The organism is Bacillus sp. MAG717A (assembly GCF_036884855.1).
GTDB lineage: Bacteria > Bacillota > Bacilli > Bacillales > Bacillaceae > Bacillus > Bacillus safensis.
On record NZ_CP145733.1, the window covers coordinates 508,912 to 527,413 of the forward strand.

Genomic DNA, 18,502 nt, shown 5'->3' on the forward strand with positions numbered 1-18,502 from the left:
ATAGAGGGGAGAAAAATCAGTGACGATCGATGAAATTTATCAAATGTATATGAACGATGTTTACAGGTTTCTGCTCTCCATGACAAAAGACAAACATTTGGCAGAGGACTTATTGCAGGAAACCTTTATGCGTGCGTATATACATATTCATTCCTACGACCATAGCAAAGTGAAACCTTGGTTATTTCAGGTGGCACGAAATGCTTTTATTGATTATGTCAGGAAACATAAAAAAGAAGTGACCATATCGGATGACCTCATTGGCGGTCTTTTACAAACGTCTGTACAAAGCCCTGCTGAACAGGTTGAAATAAAGGAAGTCCTCACCATGTATTTGGAGCAGCTTCCAGATAACTACAAGGAAGCGTTGACATTGTATTATTTAAAAGAACTAAATTACAAGGAAGCATCCAAGGTCATGAATATTACTGAAGCAAATTTTAAAAGTGTTTTATTTCGTGCAAGGCAGCGCCTAAAAGCACTTTACAACAGAGGTGTTAATGATGAATGAAGAGTTTAACAAGCGATGGGAAAAATATAATAATGGTGAGATGAATGAGGAAGAAATGATAGCGTTTGAGGAAGAGCTTGAAGAAAACGAAAAACGCTTAAGCCAGGAACTGAACGACTCGGATTGGACAGATTTTTCCATCAGTCCTGAGAAGCAAAAAGCCATTTTACAATACGGAAAAAGAAAGTCATATTTACGTATTTCCGTACTTGCTGTCATATCGACACTCATTATTTTACCGCTTTGTACATTAGGAAGTTATCTATACTACGGCGTTGGCGGAGCCGAGAGCAAAGGCAATCACTTCATGGAAACAGCCGCTGTCACCGTCGCTTTGACCAAACCAAACGTGGCTATAGATATGAAGGATTTAAAAGGTCAGGTCAAACTTTTTGGAATGAACACCGAATTGAAGCTGCAAAAACAAATTGGCAATAAAACAGAAGCCATTGGCAGTGAACAAATCGAGATGTTTTTCGATAAATTAAAGCAGCCTACTATCTCTTATTATGGTGACAGCGCACGCGAAACGGAAGGTTTCTTTACTCATCCTTCGGCGCAGGCAGATGCCTCAAAAAAACAAACACTCACTACGTTAGACAAGCTTCCTGAAGGAACAGTAAGTGAAGTGTATGTATCCTATGACAAAGCTTACACACCAAAGGATGTTTATTCCTTTGCTAAAAAATACGATATGAAAGTGCTGTGGAATGCGATTAAAACAGAGGATTCATTAAGTGGAAATCAGCGGCCAATCGGCTTTCCTGGGAAAGACTCTGAATTTTTAAAAGAGCTTCAGCACACATCCAAAACTGAGGTAGATCAATTCAAAGATGCCCTTGCTTATGTCAATCAGCACCCGACCTGGGCAACAACGATCTCTGGCAGACCTGATCTTGATCTGTCTAATCGTATACGCTATATCGATCAAAATGGCGTCACGGTTTATGGCTCTGTGGTCACTGGACCTTCTAAAGAAATTGAGAAATTTGTGAAGACAAAACGCATTAAAACGGCAAAAGTGAGCGAGGTGGAATTATGGAATTGGTAAGAATCTTTAAAGAGCATAATGTATTTGGCTGGATTTCTGTCGGCACAGCGATATTATCTCTGCTCATGCTAAACCTCGCCATTATCAGCAACGTGACATTTTATTCTTTTCAAATGCTTCCTTTTGCAATGGCCGCAGTTCCATTTGGCATTATTGAACTGTTCATTAAAAAAGGCCGTACGGGTCCAGGTTTCCTCGGTGTCGTACTGAACATCTTTGTCATTGTTTGTGTCTATGCGATCGTATCAATCGATGTCGATCTTCAGTTAGGTTTTTAATCAGTACTCAAAAGCAAAAGCCCGTGTTACTTGACTGCACCAAGTAGCACGGGCTTTTTTAATTTATTTTTTATTCAATTCTGAGTGCTTTCTTGAATATAAGAAATACACAATCAGCCCAATGGCAAGCCAGATTAAGAAACGAACAAAGGTAATTGCACCAAGCTTATAAATAAGCAATCCGCAAGATAGAATAGCCAAGATCGGAATAAGCGGAACTGCTGGGCATCTGAATGCTCTCGGTAAGTCCGGCTGCGTTTTTCTCATCACAATGACCGCCACTGAAATCAAAATGAATGCTGAAAGTGTCCCGATGTTCACTAGGCTTGCCAGCTCATCAAGTGGAATAAACCCCCCCATTAATGCTGACAATGTACCGAAAAACAGTGTATTGATGTAAGGTGTTTTATGCTTTGGATGAACCTTTGATAGAACCTTCGGCACCAAGCCATCACGAGACATAGCAAACATCACGCGTGTCTGGCCGTACAGCATGACAAGCATCACGGTTGTCATCCCTAGAATCGCTCCGACATCGACAATACCAGCCACCCAGTTTTGTCCGGCTACTTGTAAAACGAGAGACACTGGATGTGATACTCCTTCAAAATTCATGAAAGGAACGATGCCCGTCATAATTGCACTAACGACAACATAAAGCAGCGTACAAATCAATAAGGAAGTAATAATCCCTCTAGGCAGGTTGCGTGATGGATTTTTTGTCTCCTCTGCCGCGGAAGCTACTGCATCAAACCCGATAAATGCAAAGAATACTAGGGCTGCTGCACTTAAGACCCCTGATGTCCCAAATGGAACGAATGGTGTCCAATTTTCAGGTTTTACATATTTTACAGCGACTAAAATAAAGAGCAGAATCACAGCGATTTTCATAATAACCATGATGTTATTTACTCGTTTTGATTCTTTAATACCAAAGTACAGCAGGAAGGTGATGACCATTAAAATAATAAATGCAGGAAGATTAAAATATGTCACTTGCCCCTTTAAACCACCTGGTGCTGCTGTTAATTCAACTGGTATATGAATCCCTATCCCATTTAAAAATGACACAAAATAGCCTGACCAGCCCGCTGAAACGGCACTAGCGGCCAGCATATATTCTAATATTAAATCCCAGCCAATGATAAACGCTAGAAATTCTCCCATTGATGCATACGTAAATGTATATACAGATCCTGATACAGGCACTGTGGAAGCAAATTCCGCATATGACAGTGCTGCAAACAAACAAGCAAGACCTGCGATGACAAATGATAGAACAAGTCCTGGCCCCGCAGTGACGGCTCCTGTACCTGTCAGAACAAATATCCCTGTCCCAATTATGGCTCCAATGCCAAGCATGGTTAAATCAAATGAACCCAATTCCTTTTTTAACGCTTTTTCCCCTTGTGTTGCCGCAATGAGCTCTGAAATGCTCTTTTTTCTAAACAACGAATTGCTCATACCATCACTCCCAAAACTTAGTATCAGTCTAAAGACGCCACAATCATATAATTAACATTATTTTCTGAATATTTAGATTAAGTTTAGCACAATAAATTGGTGGCGTAAAATTATTATATATGAAAATTAAAAAATGAAAACACTTTTTTAAAAAATAGAGTGGAAATTCTTATATATCAACGAAATGTTTGTCAATAAGTGGGTTAGATTTTCTCCGTTCCTTATTCAATTGATAGCTTGTCTTTCTCTATTTATTATACAACATAGAAGATTATATTTTTTTAGTATACTTATTATGCAACAAAAATAAGACCCATTTTTTAAAAACGGGCCCACAATTATGTTATTTTAAAGTCTTTAGACTGATAGCGAACTATGATAAAAGACCAGTTATGCGGCACAAATAATATATGAAAAAATAGACTGCTTCATAGCAGTCTATTAAAATGAATTAGTTTACAAATGTTTTCGCTCCAAGATAAATTGGCTTCCAATAGCTTGACGTCATATCACTGATCGTTACACCGTCAGAAGCAGCATGGATAAACTTGTTGTTCCCAAGGTAGACACCCATGTGAGATGGACCCGATTTATACGTTGTAAAGAAGACAAAATCTCCAACCTTTGGTTTGGATACACTTTTCATCGATCCCCAGAAGCCTTCAGTTGTTTGTCTTGAAATCTTTTTTTGTTTGTTAATGATATACCACATAAATCCGCTGCAATCAAAGCCCTTCGGTGTCGTTCCACCCCATCTATATGGAGTACCGTTTTGCGCTTTAGCATCTGCTATGAGCTTAGACGTGTTTAAGGAAGAAGTAGAGACTGTTTTTTCTTTTACAGGTTTCGTCTTTACTTTAGACGTCTTTTTCACCTTTAGCTTTTGCCCGATTTTAATGAGGTCTGTTTTAAGTTTATTTAACGATTTCAGCTCTTTCACAGTCATCCCATATTTTTTGCCAATCTTCGATAATGTATCGCCTTTGACAACTTTATGAGTGGCAGTCGCTGAAGCCGTTTTTACTTTTGTTGTTGTTTTTGATGTTTTCACTGCTTTTTTCGAAGAAGTGCCATTCACTTTTAAGGTTTGTCCAACATAAATTACGTTAGATTTCAGCTTATTGTCTGATTTAATTTTGCTCACGCTTGTTTTGTATCTTTTCGCTAGAACAGAAAGAGAGTCACCTTTTTGAACTTTTACTGATTGTGCTGAGGCAGCTCCGGCAAATAATGTCGTCCCAAGTAGAACTGCACTTGCAGCTGTGATCAATTGTTTTTTCATTTGTTCCTCCTGTATGTATCTATCTGATCCGATTTTTTATCTACTCCCTATTATAAGGATCAAATACCAGAAGAAATAGTCTTGACTTCCTACGACATTATGCTTATTAATTCGGCAAAATTTATTTTTTTTTAGGGTTCTTTTTATTTCATTTTCATTACACAATCATGACAAAATAATCGTATCTTGTCATGGATAAATGATACATTCATTTCTCTTTTTGGTTCATTCTATGTAAAGTGGACCTTTACAATTTTAAAGTGAACTTTACGATGCTGTAAAAAGGAATCCACACTTCTGCTCTACCATTGTAAACGTAAGAGCGATACATAAACAATGAGGAGGCAAAATGAATGAGTGTGTTGAAAAACTCAAAAACGAAAATCGCTGCAGTGGCAGCAGCATCTGTTCTATCGATTGGCATTTTTTCAGGGATTGAATTTGGACAAGCTGACAAAGCTGAGGCTAAAAAGAAGCCAAAAAATGATGTACAAAATGTGATCGTGCTGATTGGAGATGGCATGGGAACACCTTATCTTTCAACTTACCGCTCATTTAAACACAACGGTGACCTTTCAAAGCAAACAGCGTTTGACCCTTACCTCACTGGCATGCATAAAACATACCCTGACGACTCTAAAAGTAACATTACCGATTCAGCAGCGGCTGGTACAGCCATGGCCACTGGTAAAAAGACATACAACAATGCCATTGGTGTAAATAAAAACGGCAAAAAATTAAAAACTGTTTTAGAAGAAGCCAAACGCAAAGGAAAATCGACGGGTCTTGTCGTGACATCTGAATTAACAAATGCCACGCCTGCTGCGTATGCAACTCACGATGTGTCTAGGAAAAACACAGCAGCCATCGCTGATGATTTCTTCGATGAGAAAATTGGAAAACAGCATACAGTCGATGTCATGCTTGGCGGAGGACTTGTCGATTTTGTCCGGAAGGATCGTGATCTGACGAAAGAATTCAAAAAAGCGGGTTATGATTATGTCACCAATAAAGCCGCCTTACAAAAAAACAAAAATCAAAAGGTGTTAGGCATTTTTGCTGATGGAGGTCTAGATAAAGCCATCGATCGTGATAAAACGACTCCTTCCCTGCAAGATATGACATCTTCAGCCATCAAACAGCTGTCTAAAAACAAAAAAGGATTTTTCCTTATGGTTGAAGGCAGTCAAATTGACTGGGCTGGACACGATCATGATATTGTCAGTGCGATGAGCGAAATGAAGGATTTTGAGAAAGCATTTGAAGAAGCGATTCGTTTTGCGAAAAAAGATAAAAACACGTTAGTCATCACGACAGCAGATCATTCAACTGGCGGACTTTCCTTCGGAGCAGACGGTTCAGGCAGCTGGGATTACAAACCGGTCAAAGCAGCAAAAAAGACGCCTGACTTTATCGCAAACAAAATTGTCAATGGCATGCCTGTTGAGTCAGCTCTGAAACAATATATCAATCTTGATTTCACAAAAGAAGAAACAGCCGCCATTCAAAAGGCCGCTGAAACAAAGGATGCTGTTAAAATTGATGATGCGATTGAAGAAGTCATCAACACGAGATCACATACAGGCTGGACCACATCGGGTCATACCGGTGATGAAGTTCCATTCTTTGCGTATGGCCCAACAAGCCAGCAGCTAAAAGGTCTGATGGAAAACACCGATCAAGCAAAACATATTTTCAAACTGCTGAAAAACCAATAAAACGAGCAAAAAAGATGTCTGCTAACAGACATCTTTTTTAGTCTTTTTTATGCAAGGTATTTCCTATGAACCCCTTTTCCATCATAAGAAAACATGACTTCTTTTCCTTCAAGAACTGACTCGATATGCACACTTCTTCCCCATAGCTGATATAAATACGGAAGGACTTTTTCTAAGTATTTCAGATCAAGTTCAATGCCTTCATACCAATGCTTGATATAAAGTTCATTATTTTTTAAATAGTCGCCATCAATCACGGTCAAATACGGAAAGCCGCCATTCACTCTCATGCTGACTAACTGATCACGTACCGCCTTCCATTCTTTATCAATGACTTTATAATCTCTCCCCTGCTTTTGAAACAAGTACAAGTCTTCTCTCATCACAAGGTCTTTCGTTAAGTAGTTTCGAATAAAGGAAATATCCGATTCAATTTCCCTGACTTCAAACATTTTGCTACGGCCAGATCCTTCTGTGACCCCTGCTTTTTTTAATTCTTCACACGGGTTGTCATAGCGCTCTTCGATATCTTCAAAAATCTTCAGCCCTAAATAGTAAGGATTGATGCCTGTTTTAGATGGCTGCACAACACCTGCATTTAATTTCGCGAACTCTATCGATTCACTTGAATCCAAATCAAGCTCCCGCATAATTCGCTGGTGCCAATACGATGCCCAGCCTTCATTCATAATCTTTGTTTCCAGCTGCGGCCAAAAATAGAGCATTTCTTCTCTCAGCATAGTAAGAACATCCCGCTGCCAAGGCTCTAGCTCCCGGGAATGCGCCTCAATAAAGAGTAAAATATCCTTTTCCGGCTTTGGCGGAAATTGCTTGACGGCTTTCTTTTTCTCACGCCTCTTCGGCTCATCCATTCCCCACAAATCATCATAAGGCGTTTGACGTTTTGGTTTATCATCTTCATATTCTTCATCGTCCATACTCCAGCTTAATTTTGATCGAACAAGAGACGGATCAATATGCTCTTGGATAGCCAATACCGCGTCTAAAAAGGATTCGACTTCTTTCGTTCCGTGGATATGCTCATATTCTTTGATCCGCTCTGCCGCTGCTGACATGCTTTCGACCATATCTCGTTTTGTATTTTGGAAACGGCAATTATTTTTGAAGAAATCACAGTGTGCCAATACATGAGCCACAATTAATTTATTTTGAACAAGCGTATTGTTATCAAGTAGAAAGGCGTAACAAGGATTTGAATTGATCACCAGCTCATAAATTTTACTTAACCCTAAATCATAATGAAGCTTCATTTTATGAAATTGCTTCCCAAAGCTCCAGTGGCTAAATCGTGTTGGCATTCCATATGCACCGAACGTATAAATAATTTCCGCGGGACAGATTTCATACCTCATCGGATAAAAATCTAGACCAAATCCTTCTGCAATTTCTGTAATTTCATCAATCGCTCTTTGTAAAAGACGTTTTTCAGATACGCTCAAGGAAACCATCCCTCCTCATCGGACTTATCCCTACTATATGAGCGTATGTAAAAAAACATGATGTTCCCCCAACCGTTTAGACGACTTCCATTTCTTTCGTGGATTGCCCGCCGAATGCTTCGAAATGAATATGGTGTGCTGGGATTCCCAGCTCTTTTAGAATATGAATGATCTCCTGTGTAAACACCGGGGAACCGCATAGAAAAAATTGGCCTTTCCCTTCTCCGATCACCGATTGGAGAAATGGACGATCAATGCGGGAAGCCGCTTTCTCAACAAGCTCTCCCTTTCCAGACTGCGTAAATTGTTCATTACATAGAATGATGCGCCCATAGGCAGCTGAAGCTAAAACGCGTTCAAACTCATTTTCAAAAGCGATGACATCCTCTAATCGATCAGCATGAATCATCGTAAATGTCTGGTTGTTTTGTGCTGCAGTTTTCACTAAACCAATCATTGGTGTGACACCAGACCCTGTACTGATGAAATAAACAGGCTCTTTTATGTCATCTTGCAAGCAGAACATTCCCTGCGGCATACTCACTTGAAGAACGTCCCCTTCTTCCATTTCATCATGCAAAAATGTGGACACATGACCATCACGCTTCACTGTAATACGGTAATAAGATGGATGATGCTCGTCTGATAAGCTGTATTGTCTGCTGCACATATAGGCTTCTCCTGGCATATCTGTCTGAACCGTAATGTATTGCCCTGCTTTATACATTGGCAGCTCTGATTCATCTTCTGGTACTAAATAAAAGGAGATAAGCGATGGAGATTCTTGCTTCTTTTTCTTTATCACAAACGGCTTCACATCTGCCCATCCGCCTGTCTGCTTCACATTTTCATCCATCATTTCTGCTTCAATGGTAATGAAAATATTCGCAATGATGTCATATGCAGCTTTCCACGCTAATAGAGTGTCATCTTCTTCTCTTAAACCAAACACATCTTTCATCGCTTCAATCAAATGATATCCGACAATTGGGTACTGCTCTTTTTTGACCATGACACTGACATGCTTATGGGCAATTTGTTTGACCGCAGGAAGTAATTCCTCTAATCGATCAATGTGCAGTGCAGCTTGATATAGTGTCGCAGCAAGTGCCTCTGGCTGACTTCCGTTCATAAGATTTGTTTTATTAAATTGATTGAGCAGCTCCGGGTGCTGGCGAATCATATTTTGATAAAAAACGGTGACAAGTTTGGTTCCCTCGGCTTTTAGTAGAGGAGCTGATTGCTTTATTGCATTCAATTGATCTGTAGATAACATCGTCATTCCTTCTTTCAAAAGAAGTATTTTAAATACATCTTTATCATAATGGAAGACAGTCTCTAAAAGCAATATTTATAATACATGTTTTAAATGTTGTCACATTTCACACTTTCTCGAACAGTTTTTGTCTAAAATGTGTTACGATGATACAAAACTCTATTAGGTTTAGAGGTCGTCAAAATGAAACTTACGAATTACACAGATTTCTCACTAAGAGTACTCATTTATTTAGCATCAAGAGAAAACAATGAACTGTCAAATATTCAGCAGATTGCCGATGTTTATGGCATTTCTAAAAATCATCTGACGAAGGTGATTTATCATCTTGGAAAACGCGGGTATGTAGACACGATTCGCGGAAGAAATGGCGGGATCAGGCTTGGAAAAAGCCCAGAAAGCATTAACATTGGAGAGGTTGTCCGTTATACAGAGGATGATTTAGTCATGGTTGAATGCTTTGATCCAAAGAAAAATGGCTGCATCATCTCCCCGATTTGTTCATTAAAGCATGTACTTCATGAAGCACTCACTGCTTATTTAAGCGTTCTTGACCGATACACACTAAAAGATTTAACACAAAACAAAGATGCTCTCAGGGAGCTCCTGCTTTAAGACGAAAGAATTTTATTCTTTCGTCTTTTTCTTTACCTTCTTGTAATAATAATTTATTTAAAATTATTATAAATAAATATTGACTATCATGTTTGATTCAATATAATTAGGGTATATAGATTGCTAGAAAACACTTTTTTGTTTACAGGAGGAGAAAAGAATGACAAATTCAAAACATAAAAATTTGACAACGAACCAAGGCGTACCTGTTGGCGATAACCAAAACTCAAGAACAGCTGGTCACCGCGGACCTACCTTTCTTGATGATTACCATTTGATTGAAAAACTCGCACACTTTGATCGTGAACGTATTCCAGAACGTGTCGTTCATGCTAGAGGCGCCGGCGCTTACGGTGTGTTTGAAGTAGAAAACAGCATGGAGAAACATACAAAAGCAGCCTTCTTAAGTGAAGAAGGAAAACAAACAGACGTTTTCGTTCGCTTCTCCACTGTTATTCATCCGAAAGGTTCACCTGAAACCTTACGTGACCCGCGCGGCTTTGCTGTCAAATTTTATACAGAAGAAGGCAACTATGATCTCGTTGGTAACAACTTGCCGATCTTCTTTATTCGTGATGCATTGAAATTCCCTGATATGGTTCACTCTCTCAAGCCAGATCCTGTAACCAATATTCAAGATCCTGACCGTTATTGGGATTTTATGACCTTAACACCTGAATCCACTCATATGCTCACATGGCTCTTCTCTGACGAAGGAATTCCTGCAAGCTACGCTGAAATGCGCGGTTCTGGTGTGCATACATTTAGATGGGTGAACAAATACGGTGAAGCAAAATATGTGAAATATCATTGGAGACCTTCTGAAGGTATTCGCAACTTATCTATGGAAGAAGCAGCAGAAATTCAAGCGAACGATTTCCAGCATGCGACAAGAGATTTATATGACCGCATTGAAAAAGGCAACTTCCCAGCATGGGACTTATATGTTCAGCTTATGCCGCTTAGCGATTATGATGAACTTGATTATGACCCATGTGACCCAACAAAAACGTGGAGCGAGGAAGATTATCCGCTTCAAAAAGTAGGACGCATGACACTCAACCGTAATCCTGAAAACTTCTTTGCTGAAACAGAACAGTCTGCTTTCACGCCAAGTGCTTTTGTTCCAGGAATTGAGGCATCTGAAGATAAACTGCTTCAAGGTCGTCTGTTCTCATATCCTGATACGCAGCGTCACCGTCTTGGTGCGAATTACATGCGTATTCCGGTTAACTGCCCTTATGCACCTGTACACAATAACCAGCAGGATGGCTTTATGACAACGACCCGCCCAAGCGGTCATATTAACTATGAACCAAACCGTTATGACGATCAGCCAAAAGAAAACCCTCACTACAAAGAAAGTGAGCCAGTTCTCCACGGTGACCGTATGGTGAGACAAAAAATTGAAAAACCGAACGATTTCAAACAAGCTGGGGAAAGATATCGAAGCTACTCTGAGGAAGAGAAACAAGCATTGATTAAAAACCTAACAGCTGATTTGAAAGATGTAAATGACAAAACAAAATTACTTGCAATCTGCAACTTCTATCGTGCCGATGAAGATTACGGCCAGCGATTAGCGGATTCACTTGATGTGGATATTCGCGCTTATCTTCAAGGAAGCATGAAGTAAATCCATCTCGAAATAAATTGTTGGACAAAGGGCTAAAATGATCTTAATTTTGGCCCTTTGTCTTTTTTTGAGCGTGCTAGTATGGGCAGTTATTGAGGTTTTGTCAGAACGCCTCGAGCACCTTTTACAAAAAAAGGTACTTCTTTATAGTCGAAACACGTTAATACTAATCAAATGACCGGTCACCGGATGAAAATAAATTTCAGCATGTGCGGCAAAGTGAGTTGAGCCTTCCTTTACAGTGACGCGGAACACATCTTTTGTCTGCTCATCATTCACTTCTGTACGGCCAATGTATTGATAATCGTTTAAAGCGGCACCTTTATATTCATCTTGCAACGCTGTGTACGCAAGTCTTTCCCAATTTTCAAACGGCTGCACCACTGCTTTTGATACAGGATGAATCATCAAACTACCAAGCAAAACAATTCCTGCTGCAATAAGCATCCACCATTTCGGCTGCATGATATTATTGATCTCACTTTCATATATGTTTTGTTTAGGTTTAGCTGGCCGGTCCTTTTTCATACATGAAGCAATTATTCAGCCTATAATTCCCGGTACACGATTGATGCGGGCACCAACTTTTCCCCTGAAAAAGTCGATATGATCCGAGCAAACTAATGAGGACTTCTCAAGGGAAAGGAGAAGGTTTAATGAATGTGGCGGATTATGATAAAGCACTTTATTATACGCATCGCTCGCAATGGGATAATTTACTTATTCTTATGGTACGTACGCAAGATGATTTGCTCTCGAAACGTATTGAGCATTTCTTACATGCGTATCAATTTAACCGGAACGATGCAGATGTTGAAAAATGTTTATATGGGCTCCTGCAGTACATTGACCACGCTTCAGAGGCTGCTGCTTCTGAAGTTTATTCACAACCGATGTACACATAAAGAAAAAGGGCTAAAATGAAGTTTATTTTAGCCCTCCCTTTTTACATATTTAGCAGTGCGCTGTGATGGGAAACATAAAGTGGTCTTTTGCCAATGTTCCTTTGTGTAAATAAATAGTGCATCCTCGTCATTTGGCTTTGTAATCGCGTGTAAACCTTCAATTGTCGTATCAGGCGTGAAATAGAAGATCACTTTTTGGTTGTTTCCTTCACAATGCTTTCTACAACTTCTTCTACATTTGGCGTTTGAAGCGAGATGATATCGAACACATGCATCGTTTCATTTTCTTCATTCATCAGCACAGAAGCGTTAGAGATTACCTTCCCGTTATGTACAAAGGAATAAGGTATATATTTTTCATCCCAATAGCCTCTTTCATACCAGTCACTCAACTCCAAATCAAATGTATCGATCGCAAGCTTATTAAAGCTCTCTTTTAATTTGACATCATGGCGATAATCACTTACTAATTCATATTTTCCCACTTTGATTCCCTCCCATTTTAAATTCACCTGTGATTGACCAGTTCATCACCTCCTATAAAATAAAAAAAGACTTGATGAGCATCCACTCGTCAAGTCTTTTACGTTTTTCTATTAGAAATTAGACTGTCCATGCTTCTCTTTTTACGCAAAAGGGCACAACGAATAGCCAACATCTGTGCTCTTTTTTATTCAATTCATTGAATTGAATGTGCACTTAAAAGTTTTAGCATAACGACTAAATCCCCTTCTGTCATAGCAGCTCTTTTGGCTGATTTTTTTGATAATCCACTGCATACAGAGCCGCCTGGGTTCGATCTGCCAGCTCTAACTTTGATAATACGTGAGATACGTGCGTTTTGACAGTCTTTTCAGAAATAAACAGCGATGAGGCAATTTCTTTGTTGCTTTTGCCTTTTGCAATCTCAAATAAAACATCTCGCTCCCTATTGGTAAGCTCTTTCATCAATGCCCATTTCTTTTCTTTTGGCTCTGTCAGATGCTGCACAAGAAAGGTCGTGATATGACCATCTAACTGATAGGTGCCATTTTGTACTTCAATCATGGTCGAAAGCAGCTTTTCTGGTGCTACATCCTTTAATTGATAGGCTTTCGCCCCTGCTTGAATGGCGGGAATCACATAATCTTTGTCCGCATAGCTTGTTAGGATCACAATGCGGGTGTCCGGCATTTCCAGCGTCATTTGTTTCGTTGCCTCAATGCCATTCATGACAGGCATAGACAAATCCATTAAGACAATGTCAGGCTGAGTTTTTCTAACAACCTCTAATGCCTCTTGCCCGTTGGACGCCTCACCAACGATGTCCACATCAGGCTGTGTCTGTAAGAAAAACACCAGACCTTTTCTCACAATATGATGATCATCTGCAATGACAACTCTCATGACGATCCCTTCCTTTCTTGTGAAAATGGCACTTTTACATGAAGCGTTGTTCCTTTCCCTAACTCTGAATGGATACAAAATGTACCACCTGCTCTTCGGATGCGGTCAGACATCCCTTTCAGCCCAAGTGAAGGAAGGCTCATCTGTTCGTCATATTGAAAACCTTTTCCAAGGTCAATGATTTTCATCTCGAACATGTCTTTTGTTTGCTCAAGTTTGACCTCGACTTCTTCTACTTCCGCATGTTTTTGACAGTTATTCAGCGCTTCTTGACATACCCGAAACAAAGTTTCATTGTGTGAATGATCCATTTCTATACAGCCTGATAAGGATAACGTGCATCGTAATCCTAAAAGCTGTGCATACTCTTCAATTGCTGTCGTAAACCCTTTTTCAAGGCCTCTTGGTCTCAGCTGCCAAATGAGTGACCGCATTTCAATCAGAGCGTCTTGTGACAAATGCTGAATAAAATCAATCATTTCCCCTAGATTCTGATCGCTTGTCATTTGTCGTGCAGCCTTAGCAGTCAGACTCACAGAGAATAGCATTTGGTTGACAGAATCATGTAAATCTTGTGCCAGCCGGTTTCTTTCTTGTAAAAGGGCGTGCTGCTGTTCATTTTGCACAAGCTTCATCCGCTGAATCGCTGTGCCAATTTGAAGCGCAATGCTTTCAAGCAAATTCAGCTCTTCTTGTGTAAATGTGACTTTTCCCTTTGCCGCAACATTTAATAAGCCGAACGTTCGCTTACATGCTTGTAGCGGCACCGTCGCATGATGTGTAATCCCTTCTGTATCGCCAAGCTTTTGTTCAATCGCCGTTTCAATCCGTTTGCAGTTCATAATATTCGTGGCTGATTGCAGTGAGCCTTTTGTGTATCGATTGATGCAATAACAATCATTTTGACACATGAGCTGTTTTTGATGCTTTGCGAGTGCTTCAGGTAAAGAAACCTCTGCCATCAGTTCATATGACCCGTCTTTTTCTATAAAATAAATCCATGCTGAATGAAAGCCTGTGACATCCATCAGCATATGGAGCACTTCATGGAGCGTTTCTTTCATTTCCATGCCTTCATTTAGCTTTTCAGCAATTTCTTTTAACGTTTTTAATGTTTCAACCTTCTCTTGGTATTCTCCCATACTGTTTACCCCCGGCATTTACAGCCTTCACTTATCATTACGCTCATTATACCATGAGCCCCCTAGTGGCTCTTTCTCCAAAAGAATGACTTTTTCTCATCCTTTTGACTGAGAAAAAAGCCATCATGTATTCATACACGATGGCCTTGTCTTTCGTTATTTCGCTGTTTCTTCCACAATATCATAAACGACTTTCATCACTTCTTCTGACAGATGCTTTAGCTTTTCTTCACTATCTGTTAAAGATGTGCCTTTGACTGCAATATAAAATTTCACTTTAGGCTCAGTGCCGGAAGGTCTTAAGCAGAACCACGAACCATCCTCAAGGAAATATTTCAGCACGTTTGATGCTGGCAGATGAATGGTTTCCTCTTTCTTTTCAGCCACAAGATGTCTTTGACTTGATTGGTAATCCTCGATCACTGTGATGCGCTGCCCTGCGATGACAGCTGGCGGATTTGTTCTAAAGGTATGAAGGATCGCTGAAATCTGCTCTGCTCCCTCTTTTCCTTTTAAGGTTAATGACTTTAATCCTTCACGGTAAAATCCAAACTGCTTGAAAATATCGACAAGCGCGTCGTACAAGGACTTGCCCTGTTTTTTATAGAAGGCAGCGACTTCAACGGCTAATAATGCCGCTTGCACCGCATCTTTATCTCGGGCAAAGTCACCGATCAAATAGCCATAGCTCTCTTCATAACCGAATTGAAACGTGTATTCTCCGCTCTTTTCAAACTGCTTAATTTTTTCTCCAATAAATTTAAAGCCTGTAAGTGTATCTATCGTGTCGGCACCAAAAGCTGATGCTACAGCACGCCCAAGCTCACTTGTGACAATGGTTTTCATCACAACGGGACGAGGCGGCAGCTGACCCAGCTTTTGTTTTTCAGACAATAAATAATGGAGCAGCAGGGCGCCTGTTTGGTTGCCTGTTAAAACGGTAAATTCTCCTTCGTGATCTCTGACTGCAATGCCTAACCTGTCAGCATCTGGGTCTGTTGCAATGAGGATATCGGCATTTTGTTTTTCGCCAAGCTTGATGGCGTACTCAAATGCTGCATGCTCCTCTGGGTTAGGCGAGGTCACTGTTGAGAACTGTGGATCTGGTTTTTCCTGCTCAGGCACAACCGTGACATGCTGATAACCTAGAGCCTGAAGCCCGTTTCTGACAGGGTGATTGGCCGTCCCATGAAGCGGAGTAAACACGACTTTGACATCGACCTCATGTGCCAGCTCAGGGTGCACACTTATGGTTTTTAATTTTTCAATATAAGCATGGTCGATTTCTTCTCCGATCATTTTGATCAGTCCTTGCTGTTTCAGCGTTTCTTCAGAATCAACTGAAATCGACAGTTCATTTTCAATTGCATCTACTTCTTGAATGACTTGATCTGCTTCAAATGGAGGCAGCTGCCCGCCATCTTCACCATAGACTTTATAGCCATTATATTCTGGTGGATTATGACTTGCTGTCACAACGATTCCAGCAAATGCATGCAGCTCACGAACCGCAAAGGAGAGCTCTGGTGTCGGACGCAATTCATCGAATACGTACGTTTGAATGCCTTGTGAAGCAAGTGTTTTGGCTGCTTCCATCGCAAATTCAGGCGATTTATGACGTGAATCATATGCAATGGCGACGCCTCTTTTTTTTGCATCCTCTCCATGTTTCGCAATATACGCAGCAAGACCTGCTGATGCTTTACGAACAGTATACACATTCATTCGGTTCGTGCCTGCACCAATCTCACCGCGCATTCCTCCAGTGCCGAACTCAAGGTTTTTGTAGAAACAGTCTTCAAGTGCTTGATGATCATCTTGATGCGTCTCCAGCCATTCCCTTAGTTCAGTATCCAGGTGCTTCTCATTGATCCATCGCTCATAACTCGTCTTCCAACTCATGGTCGTCCTCCCCAGCTCTTATCATCAATAAAATAACATCTACTGTTATTTTATATGGAATCACCCTTTATGTCATGCTATATCATTGGCAGTTGGAAAAAATACTGAATAAATAAAAAAAGCCGATACATGATCGGCTTTTCCTTTTATTCAGCATCAAGCGGTACGACTGCTTCATGGAATAATTGATCTAATTCTGTTTGATGTTTCTGTTTTGCTGCTTCATCCCAGCCAAAACGCTCTGCCATATAATCAACAACAGGCTGTGCGTATTTTTTTGCCCAATTGATGTTAAATAATAGGCTTCCTGTTCTTCTTAAGAAGAAATCGACAGGTGTTACAGCTAATTCTTCTTCGATCGCATAGACAAGCTCTGCCAGCACATATGCTGGAATGTTTCGTTTGTCTGCTTCCACTTGAAGCTGCTCTACTCGTTTGTAGACACTGCTGACGTTTGAACCATATTTTTCAGCTAGCTTTTGTGCAATCGGTTCTGTTAAACCAACAGATGCTCCTTCTGCTGTTTTCGCTTGAACAAAAGCTGCCATGTTTTTAGATCCGCCTACATGACCGCCTGAGATTGGCATATGCTTTGTTTTACATGGTCCGTAATCTTTGCCAGTCTCTTGCTTCAATCCATCACGTACTAGATCAACAATATGCTCAGCCATTTTGCGGTAGCCTGTTAATTTACCACCAGCAATAGTGATTAAGCCTGAAGATGATGTCCACACTTCATCCTTACGAGAAATTTCTGAAGGATCTTTGCCCTCTTCATGAATGAGCGGACGAAGACCGGCCCAGTTGGACTCCACATCTTTTTCTGTAATATTGAGATCAGGGAACATGTACTGAATCGCTTGGATAACATAGTCACGATCGGCTTTTGTCATACGCGGATGCTCCAGCTGTTTTTTGTACACTGTATCTGTTGTTCCAACGTACGTTTTGCCTTCTCTTGGAATGGCAAAGACCATACGTTTATCAGGTGTATCAAAGTAGATCGCTTGTTTTAATGGGAAAACCGATTGGTCGAATACTAAGTGAATTCCTTTTGTATGCTGTAAGTGTTTCCCTTCTTTTGAGTGATCTTTGTCTCTAAGCTGATCTACCCATGGACCTGTCGCATTGACGATCTTCTTCGCATACACATCATATGTTTTCTGCGTCATGACATCTTCAATGACAACACCAACCACTTTGCCTTTATCATAAATAAATTCTTTTACTTTCGCATAGTTGACCGCTTCTGCTCCGAATTTCACAGCCTCTTTCATCACTTCGATTGTGAGGCGTGCATCATCTGTACGGTATTCAACATAGTAGCCGCCGCCTTTTAAGCCGTCCTTTTTGACAAGCGGTTCTTTTTCAAGTGTTTCTTTCGCACTTAGCATGCTTCTGCGTTCGCTATGCTTTACGCCAGCTAAAAAGTCATACACTCTCAGTCCAATAGAGGTTGAAAACTTCCCGAATGTCCCGCCTTTATGCATCGGAAGAAGCATCCATTCTGGCGTTGTGACATGAGGACCATTTTCGTATACGATGGCACGCTCTTTACCGACCTCTGCGACCATTTTCACTTCAAATTGTTTTAAATAACGAAGTCCTCCGTGCACTAGTTTCGTTGATCGGCTAGACGTACCTGCTGCGAAATCCTGCATTTCTGCAAGACCGACACGCATTCCGCGTGAAGCCGCGTCAAGTGCTGTTCCAGCGCCTGTTATACCCCCACCAATGATAAACACATCATATGGTTTTTTTGTCATTTCCTGTAGCATTTGTTCTCTTTCTAAGCTAGAAAAAGTCATCTCTTGTTCCTCCCATGTTGTACGGTAAAGAAAAAGAGACCGCAAACACCCAAAGCGTATTTCTACAC

General features: G+C 40.4%; 17 protein-coding genes. 7 read left to right on the top strand and 10 right to left on the bottom strand.

Annotation, left to right across the window (positions count from 1 at the left end):
• Positions 1-19: 19 nt before the first annotated feature.
• The 3 genes from V6Z54_RS02695 to V6Z54_RS02705 are packed head-to-tail and all read left to right on the top strand — an operon-like array spanning position 20 to position 1,840.
• Positions 20-511: a sigma-70 family RNA polymerase sigma factor gene (locus V6Z54_RS02695; RefSeq protein ID WP_024425287.1), complete on the top strand. Its 492-nt coding sequence runs from the start codon at positions 20-22 to the stop codon at positions 509-511.
• A complete protein-coding gene (locus V6Z54_RS02700; RefSeq protein WP_041089604.1) occupies positions 504-1,562 on the top strand; it encodes an anti-sigma factor in 1,059 nt (352 codons plus the stop codon). Before V6Z54_RS02695 ends, V6Z54_RS02700 begins: the two co-directional genes overlap by 8 nt.
• On the top strand, positions 1,550-1,840 hold the full coding sequence (locus V6Z54_RS02705; RefSeq protein ID WP_024425288.1) for a hypothetical protein: 291 nt from the start codon (positions 1,550-1,552) through the stop codon (positions 1,838-1,840). The genes V6Z54_RS02700 and V6Z54_RS02705 overlap by 13 nt, the downstream gene beginning before the upstream one ends.
• Positions 1,841-1,903: 63 nt before the next feature.
• Here the strand turns inward: V6Z54_RS02705 and V6Z54_RS02710 are convergent, their stop codons facing one another.
• Entirely contained in the window at positions 1,904-3,304 is a 1,401-nt protein-coding gene (locus V6Z54_RS02710) for an amino acid permease (RefSeq protein ID WP_041089603.1), read from the bottom strand.
• A 451-nt stretch (positions 3,305-3,755) separates the two neighbouring features.
• Complete coding sequence (locus V6Z54_RS02715) at positions 3,756-4,586, bottom strand: C40 family peptidase (RefSeq protein WP_025093318.1); 831 nt, start codon at positions 4,584-4,586, stop codon at positions 3,756-3,758.
• A gap of 353 nt (positions 4,587-4,939) precedes the next feature.
• Here V6Z54_RS02715 and V6Z54_RS02720 point away from each other — a divergent pair, with 353 nt between their 5' ends.
• Positions 4,940-6,304, top strand: a complete 1,365-nt coding sequence (locus tag V6Z54_RS02720) for an alkaline phosphatase (protein WP_041089600.1) — start codon at positions 4,940-4,942, stop codon at positions 6,302-6,304.
• A gap of 47 nt (positions 6,305-6,351) precedes the next feature.
• Here the strand turns inward: V6Z54_RS02720 and V6Z54_RS02725 are convergent, their stop codons facing one another.
• On the bottom strand, positions 6,352-7,764 hold the full coding sequence (locus V6Z54_RS02725) for a SpoVR family protein (RefSeq protein WP_041089598.1): 1,413 nt from the start codon (positions 7,762-7,764) through the stop codon (positions 6,352-6,354).
• Positions 7,765-7,840: 76 nt separating this feature from the next.
• A complete protein-coding gene (locus V6Z54_RS02730; RefSeq protein WP_338527672.1) occupies positions 7,841-9,040 on the bottom strand; it encodes a globin domain-containing protein in 1,200 nt (399 codons plus the stop codon).
• 183 nt (positions 9,041-9,223) lie between these two features.
• On the opposite strand from V6Z54_RS02730, the gene V6Z54_RS02735 reads away from it, so the two are divergent.
• Together V6Z54_RS02735 and V6Z54_RS02740 are read left to right on the top strand one after the other, a co-directional pair.
• The gene (locus V6Z54_RS02735; RefSeq protein ID WP_039177468.1) at positions 9,224-9,655 is read left to right on the top strand and encodes an Rrf2 family transcriptional regulator; all 432 of its coding nucleotides are present in this window, start codon (positions 9,224-9,226) and stop codon (positions 9,653-9,655) included.
• Between the two features lie 160 nt (positions 9,656-9,815).
• Positions 9,816-11,291: a catalase gene (locus V6Z54_RS02740; RefSeq protein ID WP_041089594.1), complete on the top strand. Its 1,476-nt coding sequence runs from the start codon at positions 9,816-9,818 to the stop codon at positions 11,289-11,291.
• Positions 11,292-11,435: 144 nt separating this feature from the next.
• Here the strand turns inward: V6Z54_RS02740 and V6Z54_RS02745 are convergent, their stop codons facing one another.
• Complete coding sequence (locus V6Z54_RS02745; protein ID WP_241768957.1) at positions 11,436-11,699, bottom strand: YqzG/YhdC family protein; 264 nt, start codon at positions 11,697-11,699, stop codon at positions 11,436-11,438.
• A gap of 248 nt (positions 11,700-11,947) precedes the next feature.
• Between V6Z54_RS02745 and V6Z54_RS02750 the strand changes: the two genes are divergently transcribed.
• Complete coding sequence (locus tag V6Z54_RS02750) at positions 11,948-12,196, top strand: YhdB family protein (protein WP_024426598.1); 249 nt, start codon at positions 11,948-11,950, stop codon at positions 12,194-12,196.
• 188 nt (positions 12,197-12,384) lie between these two features.
• Here V6Z54_RS02750 and V6Z54_RS02755 read toward each other — a convergent pair whose 3' ends face one another.
• The 5 genes from V6Z54_RS02755 to glpD all read right to left on the bottom strand — a co-directional run bounded on the left by V6Z54_RS02755 (position 12,385) and on the right by glpD (position 18,434).
• Positions 12,385-12,681: a hypothetical protein gene (locus tag V6Z54_RS02755; RefSeq protein ID WP_052468303.1), complete on the bottom strand. Its 297-nt coding sequence runs from the start codon at positions 12,679-12,681 to the stop codon at positions 12,385-12,387.
• Positions 12,682-12,931: 250 nt separating this feature from the next.
• Positions 12,932-13,582 carry a response regulator transcription factor gene (locus tag V6Z54_RS02760; protein WP_041089590.1) on the bottom strand — a complete coding sequence of 217 codons (651 nt, stop codon included), beginning with the start codon at positions 13,580-13,582 and terminating at the stop codon, positions 12,932-12,934.
• Positions 13,579-14,724: a GAF domain-containing sensor histidine kinase gene (locus V6Z54_RS02765; protein ID WP_041089588.1), complete on the bottom strand. Its 1,146-nt coding sequence runs from the start codon at positions 14,722-14,724 to the stop codon at positions 13,579-13,581. The genes V6Z54_RS02760 and V6Z54_RS02765 overlap by 4 nt, the downstream gene beginning before the upstream one ends.
• A 156-nt stretch (positions 14,725-14,880) precedes the next feature.
• Positions 14,881-16,626 (bottom strand): phospho-sugar mutase, encoded by a 1,746-nt coding sequence (locus V6Z54_RS02770; RefSeq protein WP_041089586.1) that lies wholly within the window; start codon positions 16,624-16,626, stop codon positions 14,881-14,883.
• Between the two features lie 146 nt (positions 16,627-16,772).
• Positions 16,773-18,434 (bottom strand): glycerol-3-phosphate dehydrogenase, encoded by a 1,662-nt coding sequence (glpD, locus tag V6Z54_RS02775; protein WP_338527673.1) that lies wholly within the window; start codon positions 18,432-18,434, stop codon positions 16,773-16,775.
• Between the last annotated feature and the right edge of the window lie 68 nt (positions 18,435-18,502).